The 22,543-nt window shown below is 73.5% G+C and carries 13 protein-coding genes; 6 read left to right on the top strand and 7 right to left on the bottom strand.

Annotated elements, in window-relative coordinates; translation table 11 throughout:
• The first annotated feature begins 112 nt into the window (after positions 1-112).
• The gene (locus tag ACWC24_RS38850) at positions 113-1,057 is read left to right on the top strand and encodes an aldo/keto reductase (protein WP_450667627.1); all 945 of its coding nucleotides are present in this window, start codon (positions 113-115) and stop codon (positions 1,055-1,057) included.
• Between the two features lie 33 nt (positions 1,058-1,090).
• Here the strand turns inward: ACWC24_RS38850 and ACWC24_RS38845 are convergent, their stop codons facing one another.
• The 4 genes from ACWC24_RS38845 to ACWC24_RS38830 form a co-directional block, all read right to left on the bottom strand.
• Entirely contained in the window at positions 1,091-2,407 is a 1,317-nt protein-coding gene (locus ACWC24_RS38845; RefSeq protein ID WP_450667626.1) for a PrsW family intramembrane metalloprotease, read from the bottom strand.
• A gap of 104 nt (positions 2,408-2,511) precedes the next feature.
• Positions 2,512-3,372, bottom strand: coding sequence for a tRNA (guanosine(46)-N7)-methyltransferase TrmB (trmB, locus tag ACWC24_RS38840; protein ID WP_450667625.1), 861 nt, complete (start codon positions 3,370-3,372; stop codon positions 2,512-2,514).
• Between the two features lie 74 nt (positions 3,373-3,446).
• Positions 3,447-4,628 (bottom strand): L-2-hydroxyglutarate oxidase, encoded by a 1,182-nt coding sequence (gene lhgO, locus ACWC24_RS38835; protein ID WP_450667638.1) that lies wholly within the window; start codon positions 4,626-4,628, stop codon positions 3,447-3,449.
• Positions 4,629-4,837: 209 nt separating this feature from the next.
• Positions 4,838-6,265 carry an MFS transporter gene (locus ACWC24_RS38830; protein WP_392613729.1) on the bottom strand — a complete coding sequence of 476 codons (1,428 nt, stop codon included), beginning with the start codon at positions 6,263-6,265 and terminating at the stop codon, positions 4,838-4,840.
• Positions 6,266-7,022: 757 nt separating this feature from the next.
• Here ACWC24_RS38830 and ACWC24_RS38825 point away from each other — a divergent pair.
• Both ACWC24_RS38825 and ACWC24_RS38820 read left to right on the top strand, forming a co-directional pair.
• Complete coding sequence (locus tag ACWC24_RS38825) at positions 7,023-9,125, top strand: asparagine synthase-related protein (protein ID WP_450667624.1); 2,103 nt, start codon at positions 7,023-7,025, stop codon at positions 9,123-9,125.
• Positions 9,126-9,493: 368 nt separating this feature from the next.
• The gene (locus tag ACWC24_RS38820) at positions 9,494-12,778 is read left to right on the top strand and encodes a BTAD domain-containing putative transcriptional regulator (protein WP_450667623.1); all 3,285 of its coding nucleotides are present in this window, start codon (positions 9,494-9,496) and stop codon (positions 12,776-12,778) included.
• An 18-nt stretch (positions 12,779-12,796) separates the two neighbouring features.
• Here the strand turns inward: ACWC24_RS38820 and ACWC24_RS38815 are convergent, their stop codons facing one another.
• Both ACWC24_RS38815 and ACWC24_RS38810 read right to left on the bottom strand, forming a co-directional pair.
• Positions 12,797-14,731, bottom strand: a complete 1,935-nt coding sequence (locus ACWC24_RS38815; RefSeq protein ID WP_450667622.1) for a sigma-70 family RNA polymerase sigma factor — start codon at positions 14,729-14,731, stop codon at positions 12,797-12,799.
• A gap of 902 nt (positions 14,732-15,633) precedes the next feature.
• Complete coding sequence (locus ACWC24_RS38810) at positions 15,634-16,380, bottom strand: TetR/AcrR family transcriptional regulator (RefSeq protein WP_450667621.1); 747 nt, start codon at positions 16,378-16,380, stop codon at positions 15,634-15,636.
• A gap of 417 nt (positions 16,381-16,797) precedes the next feature.
• On the opposite strand from ACWC24_RS38810, the gene ACWC24_RS38805 reads away from it, so the two are divergent.
• Together ACWC24_RS38805 and ACWC24_RS38800 are read left to right on the top strand one after the other, a co-directional pair.
• A complete protein-coding gene (locus ACWC24_RS38805) occupies positions 16,798-18,162 on the top strand; it encodes an NAD(P)/FAD-dependent oxidoreductase (protein WP_450667620.1) in 1,365 nt (454 codons plus the stop codon).
• A gap of 241 nt (positions 18,163-18,403) precedes the next feature.
• Positions 18,404-20,077 carry an ATP-binding SpoIIE family protein phosphatase gene (locus tag ACWC24_RS38800; protein WP_450667619.1) on the top strand — a complete coding sequence of 558 codons (1,674 nt, stop codon included), beginning with the start codon at positions 18,404-18,406 and terminating at the stop codon, positions 20,075-20,077.
• Between the two features lie 85 nt (positions 20,078-20,162).
• On the opposite strand, the gene ACWC24_RS38795 is transcribed toward ACWC24_RS38800, so the two are convergent.
• A complete protein-coding gene (locus ACWC24_RS38795) occupies positions 20,163-21,449 on the bottom strand; it encodes an MFS transporter (RefSeq protein ID WP_450667618.1) in 1,287 nt (428 codons plus the stop codon).
• A 124-nt stretch (positions 21,450-21,573) separates the two neighbouring features.
• Here ACWC24_RS38795 and ACWC24_RS38790 point away from each other — a divergent pair, with 124 nt between their 5' ends.
• Positions 21,574-22,128, top strand: a complete 555-nt coding sequence (locus ACWC24_RS38790; protein WP_351616058.1) for a MarR family winged helix-turn-helix transcriptional regulator — start codon at positions 21,574-21,576, stop codon at positions 22,126-22,128.
• The last annotated feature ends 415 nt before the right edge of the window (positions 22,129-22,543 follow it).

Below are 22,543 nucleotides of genomic sequence, written 5' to 3'. Positions count from 1 at the left end.
CCGACGCCAGGACCGCCGGTTTTCCGCTGCCCGGGCACGGGTCCCGGGAACGGGTGGACCGCGGGACAGTCGTACGGAATATCAACTTCAGAGCCGAGCGTTGACACTGAGCATGACTTCTCTTCGCAAGCTCGGTTCCTCCGACCTCGAGGTCTTCCCGCTGGCCCTCGGCGGCAACGTCTTCGGCTGGACCGCCGACCAGGACCGGTCCTTCGCCGTACTCGACGCCTACACGGCCGCCGGCGGCAACTTCATCGACACCGCGGACTCCTACTCGGCCTGGGTCGACGGCAATCAGGGCGGCGAGTCCGAGACGATCATCGGCAACTGGGTCAGGGCCCGCGGCAACCGCGCCGACGTCGTCATCGCCACCAAGGTCAGCCAGCACCCCGGGTTCCCCGGTCTGACCGCCGCCAACATCAAGGCCGCCGCCGACGCCTCGCTGCGCCGCCTCGGCACCGACCACATCGACCTCTACTACACCCACTTCGACAAGCCCGAGGTGCCGGTCGAGGAGATCGTCGGCGCGCTCGACGAACTGGTGCGGGCGGGCAAGGTGCGCCAGATCGGCGCCTCCAACATCTCCCCCGAGCGGCTGCGCGAGTCCCTGGAGTTCTCCGACCGCGAGGGCCTGGCCCGGTACGTGGCCCTCCAGCCCCACTACAACCTGGTCTCGCGCGACACCTACGAGGGAGAACTCCAGGACGTCGCCGACCGGTTCGGCCTCGCGGCCGTCCCCTACTTCGCCCTCGCCTCCGGATTCCTCACGGGCAAGTACCGCCCCGGCACGACGGTCGACAGCGCGCGGGCCACCGGCGCCGCCAAGCACCTGGAGACCGACCGCGGCCGCAAGGTCCTCGCCGCCCTCGACGAGATCGCCGGCGCCCATGACGTCCCGGTCGCCACCGTCGCCCTGGCCTGGCTCGCCGCCCGGCCCACGGTGCTCGCCCCGATCGCCTCCGCGCGGACGGTGGACCAGCTGCCGGCCCTGCTCGGCGTCGCGGAACTGGAGCTGACGGAACCGGAGGTCGCGCGCCTCACGCAGGCATCGGCCTGATCCGGCCCGCCCGTCTCCCCGTCTCCCCCGGGGCTACGACCGGTACGGGTTGTAGGCGGGGTAGGCCGCCGCCGGATAGCCGTACGCCGGCCAGGCCACCGGGGGAGGCGCCGGCATCATCACCGGTACCGGCGGTGCCGTCGCCCGCGCCGCGTAGTCCAGCGCGGGCCGCGCCACCTCCCGGCGCCGCCACAACTCGTGCAGCAGTTCCCGTTCCCGTACGACGAAGTCGGCACCGGCCCGGCCCCTGCGTCCCCTGCGCCGCAGGGCCGCCAGCGAGGTCGCGTACGTCTCGTACTCCGCCACCGTCCGCTCGGCGGGCTTGCCGAGGTGGTGCCCGGCGTACTCGCGGGCCAGCCGCCGGGCCCGCATCGAGCCGAGCGCGTACGGCTCGGCCGGGCTCAGCCAGCCCGCGGCGACGTACGCGGGCAACTCCTCGTAGACCGAACGCAGTTCGCGCTGGCGGGTCCAGATCACCAGCCAGGTCAGCAGGCCGAACGCGGGCACCATGAACAGCCCGTAGACGGCGAAGAACCCGTACTCGCCGAAGGTCGCGGAGCCGTTCCAGAACGCGTGCATGCCCATCGCGAGCAGCAGTCCGCCCGGTGGCAGCAGTACCCGGCGCACGCGCTGCCGGTCCGGGCAGAGCGCGGCGAGGCCGAAGCCGATGCCGGTGAGGACGGTGAACAGGGGGTGCGCGAACGGCGACATGATGACGCGGACGAAGAAGGTCGCCGCGGTGACGGAGGCGATGCCCCGGCCCCCGCTGAGCTGGTCGGTGCCGAAGGCGGTGCCGAGATAGAGGATGTTCTCGGTGAACGCGAAGCCGGTCGCGGTCACCCCGGCTATGACGACCCCGTCGACGATGCCGGTGAAGTCCCTTCTGCGGAAGAGGAAGAGCAACAGCACGGCGGCGGCCTTGGCGGACTCCTCGACCACGGGCGCTATCACGGTCGCGCCGAGGGTGTCGGCACCCGACGGATCCGCCGTCGCCGTCGCTATCCACTCGGTCGCGAAGCTGTTGGCGACGATCGCGATCAGCGCCGCCGCGCAGGCGCCCCAGGCGAAGGCGAACAGCAGATTGCGCCAGGGGCCCGGCTGGACCCGGTCCAGCCAGCGGAAGGCGGTGACGAGCAACGGCACCGGCAGGACCGCGAGTCCGAGACCGACCAGGAATCCCTCGGTGCCGGTCTGACGGCGCACCAGCGCCAGGATGACGAGTCCGGAGAGCGCCAGCAAAGTGATCACGGCGCCGTACCGCACCCCTGTGCGCTGCCACCAGCGTGGGTGCCGGACCCCACCTGCGGCGGGGCCGAAGGGGTGCGTCGGATACGGGGGAACGGTCGCCACGGCATTGACCCTAACGAGGGAGAGCTGGTCCTGCTGTTCCTTTTGTGCCGCCGGCCCGGCAGCCCGGGCGGCCGTGTTCACCACGGCTGCCACGGCCGCCGTGCCTACAACGGCCGCAGCTCCTGCGGCTCGCGGTGCTGTACGCGACGGAAGAGCAGATCGTTCACGACATGTCCCTTGTCCAGTCCCTGGCCCTCGAAACGGGTCACGGGCCGGAACGCGGGACGGGGCGAGAAACCGCCTTCGTCACGGGTGTTCTCGAAGTCGGGGTGAGCGTCGAGCACCTCGAGCATCTGCTCGGCGTACGGCTCCCAGTCGGTGGCGCAGTGCACGACCGCGCCGGGCCGCAGCCGGGTCGCGGCGAGATCGAGGAACTCCGGCTGGATCAGCCGCCGCTTGTGGTGGCGCTTCTTGGGCCACGGGTCGGGGAAGTAGACGCGCAGCCCGGCGAGGGAATCGGGAGCGAGCATCTCGCGCAGCAGGATGATGGCGTCCCCGTTGGCCACCCGGACGTTGGACAGCCCGTGGTGGTCGGCCAGGTTGAGCAGGTTGCCCTGGCCCGGGGTGTGCACGTCCACGCCGAGCACGTTGGTGTCCGGGTCGGCGGCGGCCATCTGCGCGGTCGCCTCGCCCATCCCGAAACCGATCTCCAGCACCACCGGGTTGCCGTTGCCGAACAGCTCGCCGAGGTCGACGACGCGCTGTCCGTCGATGTCGAGCCCCCACCGGGACCACAGCCGCTGCAATGCGTCCGCCTGTCCAGTGGTCACCCGGCTGCGCCGCGGCTGGAAGCTGCGGATCCGCCGCTCGAAGTGCGACCCGGCGGGATCGGCCTGCGGGCCGTCGGGGAAGCGGGGCTCTCCCTTCGGCCGGGCGGGCCGGTCGGGCACGGCGGGGCCCGGCCCCTGCCGTGGTGCTTCGGGAGCGGGCCGGGGCGCTTCGGGGGAGGTGTTCAGCTCAGACACAGTGAAGTCGATTTTACGGCGCCCACCGACCGCCCCGGCCGGGGCGGTCGGCCCCGCCGGTGCGGTGCCCGTCCTCATGCCGAGCCCAGTACGGTCAGCGCCCTGCGGGCCGCCTCCCGGCCGATCGGCAGCGAGGCCGTCGCCGCGGGCGAGGGCGCGTTCAGCACATGCACGGCCCGCGCGCCCTCCCGGATCAGGAAGTCGTCCACCGGCGTCCCGTCCCGCAGCACGGCCTGGGCCCGCACCCCCGGCGCCGCCCGCACGAGATCCTGCTCGGTCACCTCCGGCAGCAGCCTGCGCACCGTCTGCACGAACGTCCGCTTGGACACCGAGCTGCGCAGCTCGCCCACCCCGTACCGCCAGTGCCGCCGGCCCATCCGCCAGGTTCCGGGCCAGGCCGCCGTACCGGCCGGCTCCCGGGGCCGTACGCCTCCCCAGCCGTACCCCTCGCGGGCCAGCGCCGGAACTGCGTTGGGCCCGACGCGGACCTCCCTGTCGATCCCGCGGGTGAGGTGCACCCCGAGGAACGGGGACGCCGGATCGGGCACCGGACAGACCAGTCCCCGCACCAGTTCCGGCCGCGCCAGCTCGTAGTACTCGCCCCGGAACGGCACGATCCGCACCTCGGGCTCGTCCCCGGTCAGCCGGGCCACCTCGTCGCAGTGCAGCCCGGCGCAGTTGACCAGCACCCGGCCCCGCACGACGTCCCCGCGCGCGGTCCGCACGGCGACCCCCCGCTCCGGCCGCCGGTCGATCCGTACGACCCGTGCCCCGTAGCGGATCTCCGCTCCGGAGGCCTTGGCCAGCCGGCGGGCGACCGCCGCGAAGTCGCACACGCCCGTCGTGCCGACGTGGATGGCGGCCAGGCCCCGCACCTCGGGCTCGTACTCCGTGATCTGGGCGGCACCCAGCTCCCGTACCGGAATGCCGTTCTCCCGGCCGCGCTGGACGAGCGCGTGCAGCCGGGGGAGTTCCTCGCGGCCGGTGGCGACGATCAGCTTGCCGGTCACCGCGTGCGCGATGCCGTACTCCGTGCAGAACTTGAGCATCTCGGCGGCGCCGCGCACCGCGTACCGGGCCTTGAGGGAGCCGGGCCGGTAGTGGATCCCGCTGTGGACGACACCGCTGTTGCGCCCGCTCTGGTGCCGGGCGGGGCCGGGCTCCTTCTCCAGCACCGTCACCCGGGTGCCCGGCGCGGCACGCGTGATCGCGTACGCCGTCGACAGCCCGACGATCCCGCCGCCGATCACGAGCACGTCGCAGTCGTACCCGCCGTACCCGCGGGGACCGGCGTACCCGCCGTCGGCGTCGGACCCGCTGTCGGCGTCGGACCCGCTGTCGGCGTCGGACCCGCCGTGACCGTCGTGGGCGATCTCCCGCACCTGCACCACCTCCCGGCTCCGATAGTGCACTGCGCCACTGACAACGCCCTCAAACCCGGGAGGCGCCCGCGTGTGTCGCCGACTCAGGCCGGAGCCATCATCAGCAGCGGCCGCGCCCGCTCGCGCAGCTCGACCACCCGTGGTTCGTCGCCGTACGGCTCCAGCCGGTGCAGCAGATCCTTCACGTACTCGGTGGTGCGCGCCGAGGAGATGCGCCCGGCGACCTCCACCGCCCGCACGCCCTGCTCGCACGCCGCGTCGAGGTTGCCCGACTCCAGCTCGGCGACGGCCGAGACGACCAGGCGCAGGCCGTGCGAGCGCACGAACTCCTCCGTCGGCTTCGACAGCGCCTGCTCGGTGAAGCGGCGTACCTGGCGCGGCGCCTTCAGGTCGCGGTAGCACTCGGCCGCGTCGGCGGCGAAGCGGTCGTAGGAGTAGAAGCCCAGCCAGGACGGGTCGTTGTCGCCGTCCCGGGAGCGCTCCAGCCAGCTCTCGGCCGCCTTCAGCGCCGTGCCGGCCGCCTGGGCGTCCCCGGCGCGCGCGTGCGCGCGTGCCTCGACCAGCCGGAAGAAGCTCATGGTCCGGGCGGTGGCCAGGCCCCGGTTGCGTTCCAGCGCGGCCTGCGCGAGGTCGACGCCCTCGTCGCCGAAGCCCCGGTAGGTCGCCTGGAGGGACATGGAGGCCAGGACATAGCCCCCGAGGGGGACGTCCGCGGCCGCCCGGGCCAGGCGCAGGGCCTGGATGTAGTAGCGCTGGGCGGCCTCCTGCTGACCGGTGTCGAAGGCCATCCACCCGGCGAGGCGGGTGAGCTCGGCACTCGCCCCGAACAGCGCCCTGCCGACTTCGTCGGAGTACGAGCCGAGCAGCAGCGGGGCCGCCTCCACCCGCAGGCACTCCGGCACCATCGACGAACGCCAGTCGCCGCCTCCGTACTTGGAGTCCCAGCGCCTGGCGTCCTCCGCGGCCTCCCGCAGTTTCTGCACGTCGCTGTGGCCGACTTTGAGCGGTGCGCCGGATCCCTCGGCAGGGTTCACCTCGCGCGCGACCGAACTGTCGGCCGGGGTTATCAGCCACCGGGAGGCGGGCGTCGCGTACGCGCTCACCGCGAACGAGCCGGCCAGCGACTGCCAGATGCCGCCGGAGCCGGCCCGGCGCCCCGCGAGGTCGAGCCGGTAGAGCTCGGTCGCTGACCGCACGGCCTGCCCGACGTCCCGGGGGAAGGCGAGGCCCACCTCGGGTGCCGGGTCGGCGTCGGCCAGACCGATCTCGTGCAGCGGCACCGGGCGGCCGAGCTTCTGCCCGATGGCGGCCGCGATCAGGTGCGGCGCGGCGCCCTGCGGCACCATGCCCTTCGACACCCAGCGCGCCACCGACGTCTTGTCGTAGCGAAGAGTCAACCCGCGTTGAGCGCCAAGATCGTTGACACGACGCGCGAGTCCTGCGTTGCTGATTCCCGCGAGGGCGAGAACGGTGCCGAGTTTTTCGTTCGGCCCGCGTTGCTCCCTGGACATGCGCCACCCCTCGACACAGACGGCTGCCGCGCTGGCATAACCATGCGGCATTCGTAAACCCAGCGTAGTTCGCCGCATCCCAAGCGTTAAGGGGCATTCTTCCGGATGGCGGGATTGTGGTCCGCACTGAAGTACGGTCCCTGCACGCACCGTTGCGGCGTGCTCCCGTTGTGTGGCCGTGCGCCTGTGCGTGCGCTCTCCTCCGGCCATCGCGGGAGCGGTTCCATGGGTCGTGCGTGGGTCGGCCCGCTGTACTGGATCCAGTGGGCTGGGGGACACCGCCGCCTTCATCCCCGCGGGCGGCGGAACGGTCCGGGAGGCGAGCTCCGCCTCCCGGGCTGCGCGGCCGCCGACGGACGGCGGGGCCTGTACGGAGCGTGTGCGATTGCGCTCCAACGTCCTTGGCCCATTCGTTATTTGGCTGAAAATCGACCCGGTGCTCGGCGGGTCATTTCCGCTCTCACCATGGATATTGACGGCGCGCGGGGTGTTTTTGGGGAGCGTGCAGGGGGCGCATTCGCGTCGCAGGTCTCGGCGTGGAGGTGCCGAGGACGCGCGGTGGGCATGGCGAGGACGAATCGCCGCCACGGCACGGATCCCGCACCGCGTACGGGTGTTCGCAGGGTGCGGACATCGGTGCGGGGGCGCATTCCCCTGCCCATAAGCGGCTCCGTCGCCTCTCTGTGACGCGTTCTTCGTGGCAGCATGTGAACCGTTCGTGCGGTGCACTGGTTGTCCACAGCCTGTGGAGGCGTCCATGCGGTGGTTGGTGGGATGGAGCAGCACCGCCGCGGGGACCGCCGGCGTCGGCTCCGCGGGCGCCACCGGATTCGACGGCGAGACCGTGCACCCGGTGGGCTCCCAGCTCCTGTGGGGCGACCCCGATCCGCTGTGGGCGGTCGGCGACTGGCGCCCGGACGAGGTCCGCACGGTCCAGGCCGACGCCCAGACCCGGATCGCCGTCCTCGGCATCTGCGGCGCGAGCGACGAGGAGCTGCGGCTCGGCCTGCTCACCGCGCGCGGCGGGGCACTTCGGCATCTGACGGCCTGGCCCGGCAGCTACACGGCCGTCGTCCAGGTCGGCCGCCGGGTCACCGTCTGCGGCGATCTCGCGGGCGCCCGGCCGGTGTTCTACACCCCGTGGGCCAACGGCACCGCGTACGCCACGGCCGCACTGCCGCTCGCGGACCTCATCGAGGCCAACCTCGACTTCGGACATCTCGCCGCCCTCCTGGCCGCGCCCGACGTCCCCGCCGCCCTGGACGACTCCACCCCCTACTCCGGTGTCCGGCGCATCCCGCCCGGGCACGCGCTGATCCTGCGCGCCGGAGCACGCGAGATCGCGGGCTACGAACCGGTCGCCTCCCTCGCCGTGGCCGCGCCCCCGGTCGACCCGGACCGCGCCGTCGACGCGGTCCGCGACGCGCTCGTCGAGGCCGTACGGACCCGCCTCGCCGCCCCCCGGCACGTCCCCGGCGCCGACATCGACCCAGGTCCGGTGCCCGGCATGGGCCCGGCCGAACGGCGTGCCGCGCGCGGGATGCCGGTCCCCGGCATCGGCGCGGACCTGTCCGGCGGACCCGCCTCCAGCACCCTGGCGCTGCTGGCCGCCGGACTGCCCGGCATGCCGGGCACCGTCCTGGGGCACGGCACCGGCGCGGGGGAGCGCCTGCTGGCGGTCACCTTCAACGACCTGGCGTCCACCGGCCGGGAGGCCGAGGTGGAACGCGCGGGGACGCTCGCGGCCAACCCGCGCCTGCACCACGTGGTGGTGGCGGGCGGCGAGGAGACCCTGCCGTACGCCGACCTGGACGGCCCGCTGACCGACGAGCCCGGCCAGTGCCTGGTGACGGCCGCCCGCCACCGCGCCCGGCTCGCCTCCGGCAGCGCGGACCACTTCACCGGGTACGGCGCCCGCCAGGTCCTGGACGCCCATCCGGCCCGGCTTGCGGACCTGCTGATGGACCGCAAGCGGCGCCACCTCGTACGCCCCGTCGCCGCGCTGGCCAAGGCGGACGGCTCGGTGCTGGTCCCCGCGCGCGTGTACGGCGCCGCCCGACGGCTGGCGCGCACCCCGTACCGGGCGGGTGTGGAGGGCCTCGCCGAGCGCCTGCTCCAGCGCCGCTTCGACGATCCCGGCGGAGCCGTGGAGGCGTCGCTCGCCGCCCTCGCCTGGGCCAGACCGGGGCCGGCGGCCCGCTGGCTGACCGGCGAGGCCCTCGCCGACGTGTCGGTTCGCCTCCAGGGGGCGACCAACCGCGCCGGGGGCGGCCCGGGTCAGCGTCCCGGCGACTTCCGCGCGCGTACCGCCCTCGCCCGGCACGCGGCGGACCTGCGCACCCTGGAGCAGGCCGTCGAGATCCGCTTCCAGCGGCTGCACGCGCCGTTCCTCGACAACCAGGTCGTCCGCGCCTGCCGCACCCTCCCGGAGACCCTGCGGGTACGGCCCGGCGCCCGCGCCGAGATCCTGCGCACGGTCCTCAAGGGCGCGGGCATCGCCGACCTCCCGCCCGGCTGGGGCGCCCCCTCCCACGCGTCGGCGGCCGCCGCCACGCGCACGGGACTGCGGGTGGCCGCGGGCCCGCTGATGGAGCTGTTCGACACACCCCTGCTGGCGCAGGCCGGGATCGTCGAGGCGCGCGTCGTGCGCAAGGCCCTGCGCGGCGCCGCGGCCGGCGAGCCGCTCCCCCTCGACGGCCTCGCCGACCTGGTCTCCCTCGAACTGTGGCTGCGCCGCCTGCTGGCCCGCCGGGGCACCTGCTGGACGGGAACACCGGCCCGCGCGCGTGCGGTACCGGCCGGGATCACCCGGGTGATCCCGGCGGTGGCACCGGTACGGGGAGCCCGGGGCCTGACGTAACCGAGGGCTCGCGCGTGGCGTGGCCGAGGGGGCGGGTGCGTTGGCGTGGTCCGTGTGCGGGTACGGCCCGTCGAGGTCGTCCCGGCCGAGGGCTCGCGCGTGGCGTGGCCGAGGGGGTGGGTGCGTTGGCGTGGTCCGTGTGCGGGTACGGCCCGTCGAGGTCGCCCTGGACGAGAGCACGCGCGTGCCGTCGCCGAGGGCACGGGCGCATGCAGGCGCACGGGCGTGGGCGCCAGTGCGTGCGACGCCGGGCGGGTGCGTGCGGCGCGGAGCCGGGGCACGGAATGCGGGCGGCCACCGCACCCACCCTTCCCACGCGGCCCGGCAAACCCCGTGCCCCGCACCGGCCCACCAGGGACAATGACCCGGTGCGGTACAGAATCCTGGGGATCACCCAGGCGGAGGACGACCACGGCGGTGCCGTACCCCTGGGCGGCCCCCGCCTGCGGGCGCTGCTCACCGCCCTCGCCCTGCGACCGGGGCGCGTCACCCTCCCGGAGACCCTCATCGACGAGGTCTGGACGGACGACCCGCCCCAGGACGCGCCCGCCGCGCTCCAGGCCCTGATCGGCCGGCTGCGCCGGGCGCTCGGCCGGGACGCCGTCACCTCGGAACCCGGCGGCTACCGGCTCGCCGTACCCGAGAGCGACGTGGACGTCTTCGTCTTCGAGCGGCTGGTACGGGACGGCACCGACGCCCTGGCCCGCGACGACGCCCCCGGCGCCGCCCGCGCCCTGGACGAGGCCCTCGCCCTGTGGCGCGGCCCCGCCCTCGCCGACCTGCCCGACCGCGCCGCAGCCGCGACCCGGCCCGAAGCCCTGCGCCTGGAGGCGACCAGGGCCCGCGCCGAGGCGAGCCTGCGGCTCGGCCGCGCCCACGAGGTCGTACCGGAACTGAAGGAGCTCACCGCGGCGCACCCGTACGACGAAGCCCTGCACGCCCTCCTCGTGCACGCCCTGCGCGACACCGGCCGCACCGCCGACGCCCTCGCCGCGTACGAGCACGCCCGCCGCGCCCTGGCCGACGGACTCGGCACCGACCCCGGACCGCAACTGCGCGCCCTGCACGACGAACTGCTGCACCCGGCGCTCCCGGCAGCGGACGGCCCGCGGCCGGAACCCGCGCCCCGGCCCGCCCGGCGCCCCGGCAACCTCCGGCCCCGGCTGACGAGTTTCGTCGGCCGGGAACCCGAGCTCGCCGCGATCCGTTCCGATCTGCACAGGGCCCGTCTCGTCACCCTCACCGGACCGGGCGGCTCCGGGAAGACCCGTCTCGCCGAAGAGGCCGCCGCCGGCCTGCCGGAGGCGTGGCTGGTCGAGCTGGCACCGCTCGACCGGCCGGAGGCGGTGCCGGGCGCGGTGGTCAACGCCCTCGGTCTGCGCGAGACCGTGCTCATGACCAACGAACTGGCGGCCCCGCAGGACGACCCCGTCGCCCTGCTGGTGGAGCACTGCGCCCCGCGCGGCCAGCTCCTGATCCTGGACAACTGCGAACACGTCATCGGCGCGGCCGCCGCCCTCGCGGAGACGCTGCTGACCCGCTGCCCGGGACTCACGGTCCTCGCCACCAGCCGTGAACCCCTGGGAGTCCCCGGCGAGTCCGTGCGACCGGTCGAGCCGCTCGTCCCCGACCAGGCACACCGCCTCTTCACGGAGCGCGCCGCCGCCGTCCGTCCCGACGCCGACGGCATGCTCCGTGACACGCGGGCCGTCGCGGAGATCTGCCGCCGGCTGGACGGGCTGCCGCTCGCGATCGAGCTGGCCGCGGCCCGGCTGCGGCTGCTCACCCCCCGGCAGATCGCCGACCGCCTCGACGACCGCTTCCGCCTCCTCACCTCCGGAAGCCGTACGGTCCTGCCCCGCCAGCAGACCCTGCGGGCCGTCGTCGACTGGTCCTGGGACCTCCTCGACGAAGGCGAGCGGACCCTGCTGCGCGAGGTGTCCGTGTTCGCGGGCGGCTGGGACCTGGAGGCCGCGGAGGCCGTCTGCGGCGGACCGGTCGCCGAACTCACCGGGGCGCTCGTCGACAAGTCCCTGGTCGTCGCCACCCCGTGGCAGCGGGACGACGGCACCGCGGGCATGCGGTACCGCATGCTGGAGACCATCCACGAGTACGCCACCGAACGCGCCGCCGAGGTACCCGGACTGCGCGCCGCGGCCGAGCGCGCCCACCGGACCTGGGCGCGCGAACTGGCGGAGCGGGCCGAACCGCTGCTGCGCTCCGCCGAGCAACTCGTCTGGATCTCCCGGCTGGAGGCCGAGCTCGACAACATCCGCACCGCGCTGGACCGGTCCCTGGCCGCCGGGGACGAGTCCGAGGCGGGAGCCCTCACCCTCGCCATGGGCTGGTTCTGGTGGCTGCGCAACTACCGCCACGAGGCCACGGGATACCTGGACCGCGTCCTGCGCCTGGGCGCCGTCCTGGACACCGCGGACGGTGCGCCGACCGGCCTGCCCCCGCTCGACTCCGTCGACCCGGTCGAGGTCTACCTCTCCTCCCCGGACGGGGAGGAACACCACCCGCTGCGGGCGCTGCGGATGGACGTCCGGATGCTGCACCTCTTCCTGACGATCGAGTCCGAACCGGCGCATCTGCCGCTGGACGAGCGGTTCGCGCGCTATGTCACCCGGGTGCAGGACGTCTTCAGGGCGGGCGGTCCCGCGTCTGCCCGGATGCCGGGCCTCGTCTGGCCGATCACGACGTACGCCCTGTCCGGTCCGGCCGACGTCCGCCCCGACATGGACCTGGCGGTCGCCAACGCACGTGCCCACGGCGGCGACTGGGAGATCGGGGTCGCGCTGATGTTCCGTACGCACCTCGTCGTCGACACCCCGGGCAACCTGCGGGGCGTCGACGGCGACGTGGCGGAGTTGCGGACGCTCAGCCGGCGGGTCGGCGACCGCTGGATGCGGGCCCAGGTGTGCAGCGTGGCCGGCGAGGCGGCGATGGTGCGCGGCCGGTTCGAGGAGGCCAGGGGCGAGTACGAGGAGGCGCTGCGGCTCGCCCGCGAGGTCGGCGCGTACGCCGAGTCGCCGTTCCTCGTCGCGCGGCTCGCGGAGATCTCCTACCGCTCCGGAGACCGGCCGGGCGCCCTGGCCGGCCTGGACGAGGCCACCGAGACGGCCGACCGGTACGGGGTGTCCGACTCCCGCGCCTACGTCCTGTTGCTGCGGGCTCTGCTCAGCCTGACCGACGGGGACTTCGCACGTGCCCGCGAGCTGTGCGACGCGGCCCGCTCGGAGACGGGCCGGGCCACCCCGCCGCCGCAGTTCCTGGCGATGCTGGACGCGCTCGACGCCATGGTCACGGCCGATGAGCAGGGCCCGGAGCACGCCCTGCCGATGCTCGCCGACACCCTGCGCGCGGCCGTGGAGATGCGGTGTTCCGAGGTGATCCTGTCGGCGTTGGTGGATAGGGCGTCGGACCTGTTGGCCCGGCTCGGCGACCACGCGCACGCGGTGCGGCTGCTGGCCGCGGCCGACCACTGGCGCGGCGGCCATCCCCGCCTCATGCCGGAACGCGCCGAGGCCGACCGGATCGAGGCGGCCGCCCGCGAGGCCCTGGGCGCCGGTCCGTACGACGCCGAGCGCATCCGGGGCGCCCGCCTCACCGTGTCCGACGTCCTGCGCGAACTCGGCTCACGCGTCCCGTGAGCCCCGCACCTCACACACCTACGAGCACGTGAATCGCGACTCCGCCCAGTCCGCCGGCGCCACGGAGCCGAGCGGAGCGCGCGGTTCCACCACCAGCCGTACGGTATGACGCCCCGAGAGGCCGACATGGACGGGCACGGCCGTCTCGCCGCCCCGGACCGTCCCGGACTTCCACAGGCGCACCCCGTCGGCGTAGACGGAGAAGCGGACCGCGCCGAGACCCAGTGCCCTGTCGTCGACGCCGACCACCGCGTCGTAGGCGGAACAGGTGCGGTTGAGGTCGACGGTGACGGAGGAACTGCCGTGCACGGTCACACCGGTCGTGTACCGCTTGCCGGCGATCGACAGGCCTGAGCGCTGCCACACCCAACTGCTTTCGCCCAGCCGCATCTCCGGCGCGGTGCCGTCGCCACCGACGTCGTACGTCAGCTCGCTCCACCGGTACACGGCCGGGGGAGGCGGTGTCGGGGTCGGCGTGGGCGCCGGGGGCTGTTCCGGTGCCGGCTCCTGCTCCGGTTCCGTCGGCGGCGGAGCCGGGCGGGCCGGAGCGGCAGGGGTGGAGGCCGGCTTCGGCTCGGCGGCGGGCGCCGCGGGCGGGGTGGGCGTGGGCACCAGCACCACCGGCTCGGCCGCGGGCGGCTTCTTCGACGGCGCGGGCGTGACGGACGGCTCCGGTGCGACCGCCGGAGCGGAGGAGGGCCGTGCCGCGGCCTCGGGCTTCTTCGCGGGACTGTCCTGGCCGACGAGCGCGAGGGCCACGGCGGCCGCCGCCACGGCGACCACTCCGGCCGCGATACCCGCCTTCACCGGCGCGCCCAGCGCCTCCGAGGCCACCGCGCCCGCCCCGGCCCCGCCGGACGAGCCACCGCCCGCGGCTGCCGCCCCGCCGCCTGCCGCTGCCGCTCCGGCCGCGCCCGCCGCTCCCGCCCCACCGGCGATGAGTCCGAGCGCCTTGGCGTACCCGGCGGCGCCGAACCAGCCGAGGACGGCGATCGGCACCACCGCGGGGATGCCGCTCGCGACCTCCTCGATCTGGGTCGCGGCCAGTCGGCACCTGGCGCATTCCTCCAGGTGTTTGCGCAGCCCCCGCTCGGCGCGGGTGCGCAGTTTGCGGCGGGCGTAGGTGCCGAGCTGGTCGGTGTAGCGGGCACACTCCTCGTCGCCGGCGACGGCGGTGCTGACGTGGGCCTGGAGATAGGCCTGCCGGAGGCCCTCGCGGGCGCGGCTGGCGAGCACGCGCGTGCCGTTGGCGTCGAGCCCGAAGAGCGTGGCGACCTGGCTCGGCGACTCGTTCTCCACCTCGGTGTGCCACAGCACGGCCTGCCACCGCTCAGGCAGCGACCGGAAGGCCCGCATGGCCATGGACCGCTCGGCCTCGTGCAGCGCCCGGACGTCGGCACCCAGCTCCAGGGTGTCGTCGTCGGACATGTCCGCGGGACGGGCCGACCCGGCGGCGAACACCGCGAAGTCGTCCACCAGCTGTTCCCGTCTCGCCGACCGCGTCCAGTGCGCGGCGACGCGGCGGACGGAGGTGAGCAGATAGGCGCGCACGGCGTACTCGGGGCCGGAACCGCCGCGCACCGCCTGGAGCATGCGGGCGAAGACCTCGGCGGTGAGGTCCTCGGCGGTGTGGGCGTCCCGGCAGCAGGTGCGCGCGTACCGGCGCACGGCGCCCGAGTGGCGCCGGTAGAGCTCCTCGTAGGCCGTGTCGTCGCCCGCCCGCATCCGCTCGATCAGCTCGGCGTCGGCCGGCGGCAGCTCCACGAACAGCGGTGGCCGCGTACGAGGGGGCAGGTCCTGCGGCGGAAGAGCGCCGTCCACGCGCCGATCGCGCTGCGCCGGAACAATGCCCTCACCGGAAGCCGGGACACCGCTCCCCGCCGGGGTTGGGACACCGCCCCCCGCCGGGGCCGGGAGACGGTCTTCCGCCGGAGCGGGGCCACGGCCTTCCATGGCAGCGGAGCCACGGCCTTCCGCGGTTTTCGGGGAGCCGTCCCGCGGTGGCGTCGGACCTGCGTCCTCGGCCGGAGCGGGGATCCGGCTCTCCATGGGGGTCGAGGGACCGTCCCGCGGTGGCGTCGGACCTGCGTCCTCGGCCGGAGCGGGGATCCGGCTCTCCATGGGGGTCGAGGGACCGTCCTGCGGTGGCGTCGGACCTGCGTCCTCGGCCGGAGCGGGGATCCGGCCCTTCGTGGGAGTCGGAATGCCGTCCTGCGGTGGCGTCGGACCTGCGTCCTCGGCCGGAGCGGGGATCCGGCTCTCCATGGGGGTCGAGGGACCGTCCTGCGGTGGCGTCGGACCAGTGCCCCCGGCCGGAGCGGGGATCCGGCCCTTCGTGGGAGTCGGAGTGCCGTCCCGCGACGGCGTCGCACCTGCGCCGTCGGTCGGAGCGGGCACTCGGCTCTCGGCCTGAGCAGGGACTCGGCTCTCTCCGGAAGTCGGGGCGTCACCCTGCTGCGTGGTCGGGCCCGCGTCCTCGGCCGAGGACGGGCCGCGGCCCGGTGACACGTCGGTCCGGCCGCCCTGGGCCGGCACCTGCGGCGTGGCCGGGCCGTCGGCCCGCGCGTCATCGTCTTCGCGCGCCTCGTCCCGCCCGTCAACGCTCATCGCGGAAAGCCCCCGCCGCCTGCACCACCAGTCCCGACCACCGCGTCAGAGTGCCATGGCGGCCTCGGCCGGGACCCTGCGATTCGGGGCATCCACTCGTCCGTGGGGATCTTCCGCCAACCAGTACTAACCCTCACCCGAACGGGGGATGTTCAACCGAATGCCCCACTCGACCGCCTCACGGCAGAGGTGAGCACCTCTTCGGATCACCCGCCGGACCGAAGCCCGGCGGGATCCCCGTTCCGTGCTCACGCAGGCCGCGACCGCAGCCCCTCCAGCAGGATGTCCAGCAGCCGCGCCGAAGCCGCCGCCTGCTGCGCGGCATCCGGCAGCGAGGGCGCCGCCGTCGCGATCACCAGCAGCACGTCCGACACCGACACGTCCGTACGCAGCTGGCCCGCGGCCCGCGCCCGCTCCACGAGCCGGCCCACGACCTCCAGCAGCGCCGCCGTTCCGGCGTCGTCGACCGCGCCGGACCCGAGGCCATCGGACACCAGCCGCAGCTCACCCTCGTCCGACTGCGTCCGCTGCGCGGGCACCCGGGTCTCGTCGAGCGCACCGGAGTCGGTCTGCTCGTCGGCGACCCCGACCCGCAGGACCTGCGGAGGCAGCAGCCGCCCGGCGCCCGAGGCCACCGAGGTGCGCAGGAAGCGCGAGAGCGCCGACCACGGCTCGTCCTCCTGGCCGAGCGCCGTACGGGCCTGGTCGGTCAGCCGTGAGGTCTCCTCCTCGGCTATCCGCCGCACCAGGACGTCCTTGCTGGGGAAGCGCCGGTACACCGTGCCGACCCCGACCCGGGCGCGCCGTGCCACGTCCTCCATCGGCGCGCCGTACCCCAGCTCGCCGAAGACCTCGCGGGCCGCCCGCAGTACGTGTTCGAGATTGCGCTGTGCGTCCACACGCAGCGGCGTCGTGCGCGCTGCGTCCCCGCGTCCGTTGCCCGCCGCGGGGGCGAGCGTGGATGCGGACGACCAATGAGAGTCCTGAATGTGCATAAGTGATCCCCCGGTAATGACGTCTCCCCCCGGAGACTCTCCCCGCCATCGAAATTGCCGGAGCGTACGGACAGGCCTCGTGCGCCCGGCCCCGCCCTGCGGGGTCCCGTCGGCCCTCTCGGACCGGCCGGCCCCGGCGAGCCCGGTACGCGCCTCCCCTTGCACCCCGTCGATACACGAACATAGTTGAGTGGGAGTCAATTCAGAAGGGGCAGGTTCCGCACGGAGCGCCCCCCGATCGGAGTACGGGCCGTATACGTCCTGAATCCACCCCTTACGGTCACCAGCGCACGCTCCCTGACCTGCGTAACTTTCCCGAACTCCGGTGATCCGGCCAAGTCGGGGCAGCTCGGACGCGCGGTCACACAATTTGCCGGGCCTGTGGACAAACTCCGGCGGCGGGTGCGTCATGGGACGGTGAAGGAACGTGCGCGCATTCTCGTTGTCGGCGGCGGCTACGTCGGGATGTACACGGCACTGCGGCTCCAGCGGCAGCTCAAACAGGAACTCCGCCGGGGAGAGGCCGAGATCACGGTGGTCACACCGGATCCGTACATGACCTATCAGCCGTTCCTGCCCGAAGCCGCCGCAGGCCTGATCTCCCCACGGCACGTCGTCGTACCGCTGCGCCGGGTGCTGCCCCACTGCCACATCGTCATCGGTGAGGTCACGTCCATCGATCACGCCAAGCGCACCGCCACGGTGACCACCCTCGCCACGGACGAGGAGGGAACGGGCCCGCGGCAGCTGACGTACGACGAGCTCGTCCTCGCCCCCGGTTCGGTCTCCCGCACACTGCCCGTTCCGGGCCTCGCCGACTACGCCATCGGCTTCAAGAGCATCGAAGAGGCCATCGGGCTGCGCAACCACGTCATCGAACAGATGGACATCGCCTCCTCCACCCGCGACCCCGCGATCCGCGACGCGGCCCTCACCTTCGTCTTCGTGGGCGGCGGCTACGCAGGGGTCGAGGCGCTCGGCGAGCTGGAGGACATGGCCCGCTACGCCGCCCGCTACTACCACAACGTCCGGCCCGAGGACATGAAGTGGATCCTCGTCGAGGCCTCCGACCGCATCCTGCCGGAGGTCGGCGAGGCCATGGGCCGCTACACGGTCACCGAACTGCGCCGCCGCAACATCCAGGTCCTGCTGGGCACCCGTCTGGAGTCGTGCGCCGACCGGGTCGCCGTCCTCAGCGACGGCAAACGCTTCCCGACCCGTACGGTCGTGTGGACGGCCGGCGTCAAGCCCCACCCGGTCGTCGCCGCCACCGATCTCCCGCTCGACGGGCGCGGCCGTCTGAAGTGCACCCCCGAGCTGACGGTCGACGGCGTCACGCACGCGTGGGCGGCGGGCGACGCCGCCGCCGTCCCCGACGTCACCGCGGCGGAGCCCGGCAAGGAGACCGCCCCCAACGCCCAGCACGCGGTCCGCCAGGCCAAGGTCCTCGCCGACAACATCGCCCGCTCCCTGCGCGGCGAGCCACCACTGACGTACTCCCACAAGTACGTCGGCTCGGTCGCCTCCCTCGGCCTGCACAAGGGCGTCGCCCACGTCTACGGACGCAAGCTCAAGGGCTATCCGGCGTGGCTCATGCACCGTGCCTACCACCTCAGCCGCGTACCGACCGTCAACCGCAAGGCACGCGTGCTCGCCGAATGGACGCTGTCGGGGCTCTTCAAGAGGGAGATCGTCTCGCTCGGCTCACTCGAACATCCTCGTGCAGAGTTCGAACTGGCGGCCGGAGGCAAGCCTTCTGACGACCCGAAGGGGTCGTCCTGACCGGACCCAGGAACTTCCCCGACCATCACGGCGTCTGACGGATATCGGGCCGGACGGCCACCCTGCCAGACTGACCCCCGAGCCCCGGGCGAGCCCGCCGCTCGCCCCGTGAACCCACGAGGCTGTTCCCCCAGTGCTGCATTTCACGGTGCTGCGACAATGTGCGGCCACCGCCGCGCGGCCACCGGAGCCCCGGCCGGGTCCGGAGCCGGCCGACGACGACTACACGAGGCAAGGATTCGTGAACTTCACGCGCTGGAGCGCCCGGCTCCCCGGAACGCAGCGCCGCGCCGCAGCGCGGACCGACCACAAGGTCACCCCGGACCGGCGGGGCGACGGCTCCGTGCCCGCGGCCCGCGCCGAACACCTCACCGACGGGCAGCCCACCGCGCCCGTGGTCGACGAACTCCCGGTGCGCGAGGTCCTCGACCGCGTCCCCGCCCTCGTCGCCCTCGTCCACGGCCCCGACCACCGCCTCGCCCACGTCAACGACGCCTATACGGCGGCCTTCGGCGCCCGCCCGCCAGGCGCGCCCGCCGCCGAGGTGCTCCCGGAGCTGCGCGAACTGGGACTGCTGCCGCTCCTCGACCAGGTCCTGCGCAGCGGCAGGCCCCGCACGCTCAAGTCCCGCAAGGCCCCCGACGGCCGCTCCTACACGTTCACCTGCACCCCGGTCGCCAAGGGCGGCGACGGCGACGGCGACGGTGACATCGGTGTCTTGGTCTTCGCCACCGACGTCACCGACCACGCCGAGGCCGCCGAACGCCTGCGCGCCAGCGAGCGCCGCCAGCGCGAGACCGCCGTCACCCTCCAGCGCTCCCTCCTCCCGCAGGAACTGGAGGAGCCCGACGACCTGCGCATCGCCGCCACCTACCAGCCCGGCGGCACCGAAGCCGCGGTCGGCGGCGACTGGTACGACGTGATCACGCTCGGCGGCGGCCGCACGGCCCTGGTCATCGGCGACGTCATGGGCAGAGGCGTACGCGCGGCGGCCGTCATGGGCCAGCTCCGCACGGCGGTCCGCGCCTACGCCCGCCTCGACCTGCCCCCGCACGAGGTGCTCCAGCTCCTCGACGGCCTCGCCACGGAGATCGACGCCAACCAGATCGCCACCTGCGTGTACGCCGTCCACGACCCGAACGAGGGCCGGCTCGTCTACGCCTCCGCGGGTCACCTGCCCATCCTGGTCCGCAGCGAGAACGGCACCGTCCTGCGCGCCGACGAGCCGACCGGCCCCCCGCTCGGCACGGGCGGCTGGGTGCACTCCTCGGGCTCGGTCCCCCTCGGCCCCGGCTCGACGGCCGTCCTCTACACGGACGGACTGGTGGAACGCCGCGACGAGGACCTCGACGAGGGCATCGCGTCCCTGGAGCGCGCCCTGGCCGGTGCGACCGGCACCCCCCAGGTGGTCTGCGACCGCCTGGTCCGCTCGGCGGGCGTCACCGCCGACCACGACGACGACGTGGCCGTCCTGGTCCTCCAGCACCCCGCCCGCACCGGCGCGGACAGCGAACTGTTCCGCAACGCCGCCCTGGAACTCCTCGGCGGAGTCGAAGCGGCACCCCGCGCGCGTGCCTTCGCCTCCGGCGTCCTGACCAGTTGGCGCTTCCCCGCCGAACTGCACGACCTGGGCGTCCTGGCGGCCAGCGAGCTCGTCGCCAACTCCCTCCAGCACGGCACCCCGCCCATGCGGCTGCGCCTGCGCCGCACCGACCGCCGCCTCATCGTGGAGGTCACCGACGGCGACGACCACCTGCCCCGCCGCCGCCGCGCGGAACCCGGCGACGAGTCGGGCCGCGGCATCGCCATCGTGGCGACCATCGCCTCCAGCTGGGGCAGCAGACGGACACCGGGCGGCGGAAAAGCGGTCTGGTGCGAGTTCGTCCTGCCGAAGGCCGCCGAGCCGACCGGCTGACCCCGGCCCGCTCGGCCGTTCGGACGAAAAAGACGGCGGCCGCCCTCCCGGACGACCGCCGCCTCACCTGTCCCACACGTCCGACTCACGCGTCCACGGCCACCGGCTCCGCGGGTGCGCCGCCCCGCGCGACCACCCGGCCGCGCCCGAGCCACGGCTGATCCTGCACGTCGGTCAGCCGCCGCCCCAGCCGTACGCCGAGGACGGTGATCCCGAGCGAGAACAGCAGGAACGTCACGACGTACGGCGCGTGCAGCGAGGCACCCATCGGCCCGCCGACAGCCGGACCGATCGCCAACGCCAGCTGCTTGACCAGGGCGAACGCCGAGTTGTACTGACCTGCCATGCCCTCCGGGGCCAGATCGGCGACCAGCGGCGCGACGGTCGGCGACAGCATCGCCTCCCCGAGCCCGAACAGCGCGTACGTCGACACGAACGCGGCCGTCGCCATCTCCTGGCTGCCGTGCCCGAGCCCCGCGTAACCGGCCGCGACCCACGCCACGGCCCAGACCAGCCCCACGGCCGCGATCACCCGCGAGCGCCGCCGGCGCTCGACGAACCGCAGCACGGCGAACTGCGCGACCACGATCATCGCGGTGTTCGCGGCCAGGGCCGTGCCCAGAGCGGACGGGGAGATCCCCGCCGCCTCCACCCCGTAGGCGCTCAGCCCGGACTCGAACTGTCCGTAGCAGGCGAAGAACAGGACGAAGCCCAGTACACACAGCTGCACCATCGCCCGGTTGCCGAGCAGCTGCTTCCAGCCGCCCCGGGCCGCGAGGGCGGGCGTGTCCCCGATCCGCGGCGAGTGCGGCATCCGCACGGTCGACATCACCACGGCCAGCAGCAGGAACACCGCCGCCTCGATGGAGAACAGCAGGGTGAAGGAGGAGACGCGGGTGGTATCGACGAGGTGGCCGCCGATGAGCCCGCCGACCCCGAGCCCGAGGTTCTGGAGGAAGAACTGAAGGGCGAACGCGCGGGAGCGGGTGTCGGACGTGGAACAGTCCACGATCATCGTCGCCAGCGCCGGCTGCATCACGGCCTGTCCGGCGCCGAGAGCGACGGCAGCGCACAGGACGGCGCTCGCGGTTCCCGCGAGCCCCAGGCCCAGAGCGCCCAGCGCGGCGGTGACCAGGGCCACGAGCAGGACCGGCAGCGGGCCGCGCCGCACGATCGCCCGTCCGGCGAACGGCAGCACGATCAGCGCGGACACGGCGAAGACGGCGAGTACGAGACCCGCCGTCATGGCCCCCAGCCCCCGTACCTGCGCCACATAGACGTACAGGTAGGGGACGGTGAAGCCGAGCCCGAACGCGCTGAGTGCGTTGCCCACGTGGATCCGGCGCATCGCCGCGCCCATCGCCCTGGTCACGTTCACCTCTCTCGAGTTGGCGAAGCCCAGCCGTTAGGACTGAAGACTTCAAAGCTAAAGTTAGAAGCTAAACAGTACACGTTGAAGGACTTCGACGCGAAGCGGCCCGTGCCATACTGCGGACATGGGCGATACCCCCGGCGGCCGACTCGGCGAGCCCACACTCGAAGAGCAGATCGCCGCCTACCAGCGCGAGTTCCAGGACCTCGACCCCCAGGTCGAGAAGATCGTCTCGGCGCTGTCCCGTCTTAACCGCCGGATGAACGTCGCCTACGGTCGCCAGACCGCCGCCCTCGGCATCAGTAACGCCGAATGGGAGGTCCTCAAGGCACTCGTCCTGTCCGGCGCCCCTTATCGAATGGGCCCCAGTGATCTGGCGAAGCGCCTGGGCCTGACCCCGGCCGCGATGACCCACCGGATCGACCGCATGGTCACCGAGGGTCTGGTGACCCGGGAGCGCGACGAGTCCAACCGCGTCCGCGTGATCGTGGAGCTCACGCCCGAGGGCCGCGGCATGTGGCTGGAGGCGATGCGCCTGGCGTCGGGCTTCGAGGAGGACCTGCTCCAGGACCTGTCCGCGGAGGAGCGGACGGTGCTCGGCGAGGTCCTGACCAGGCTCCTGCGCAGGGTGGAGCACGCCCAGCCGGACGCCGGCGGCAGGCTCAGTGACCTCGACTGAAAAGATCTTGACAGGGGACGGTTGACGCCACTCTGCGGGATGCGTATAGTCCTCCGAGTTGCCACGGAGCCGTATCGGTTCTTCGGCAGCGCCTCCTGCCGCTTCAGCGGCGACAAACCACCAGCATGATCACCCAACGGGGTTCTTTTCGGCGTGCCCGAATTTGAATTCGATATGGAGTTCGGCGGGCTCTGGTCGACTCGAACGGGTCGATTGGGAATCGCCGAGGAGATCCGCTAAGGTTTGGGATGTCGGAACGGCCCAACGGCCGCGAGGACAAAGCCCGCTGACTGGGAGTCAGGCCCGAAAGAGTCTGATAGAGTCGGAACCGCCGGAAAGGGAAACGCGAGAGCGGGAACCTGGAAAGCACCGAGGAAATCGGATCGCGAAACGGTCTGATAGAGTCGGAAACGCA

It is taken from the genome of Streptomyces sp. NPDC001443 (assembly GCF_053597355.1).
Note: the sequence above shows the minus strand (reverse complement) of the source record. Positions and strands in the feature narration are given on the sequence as shown.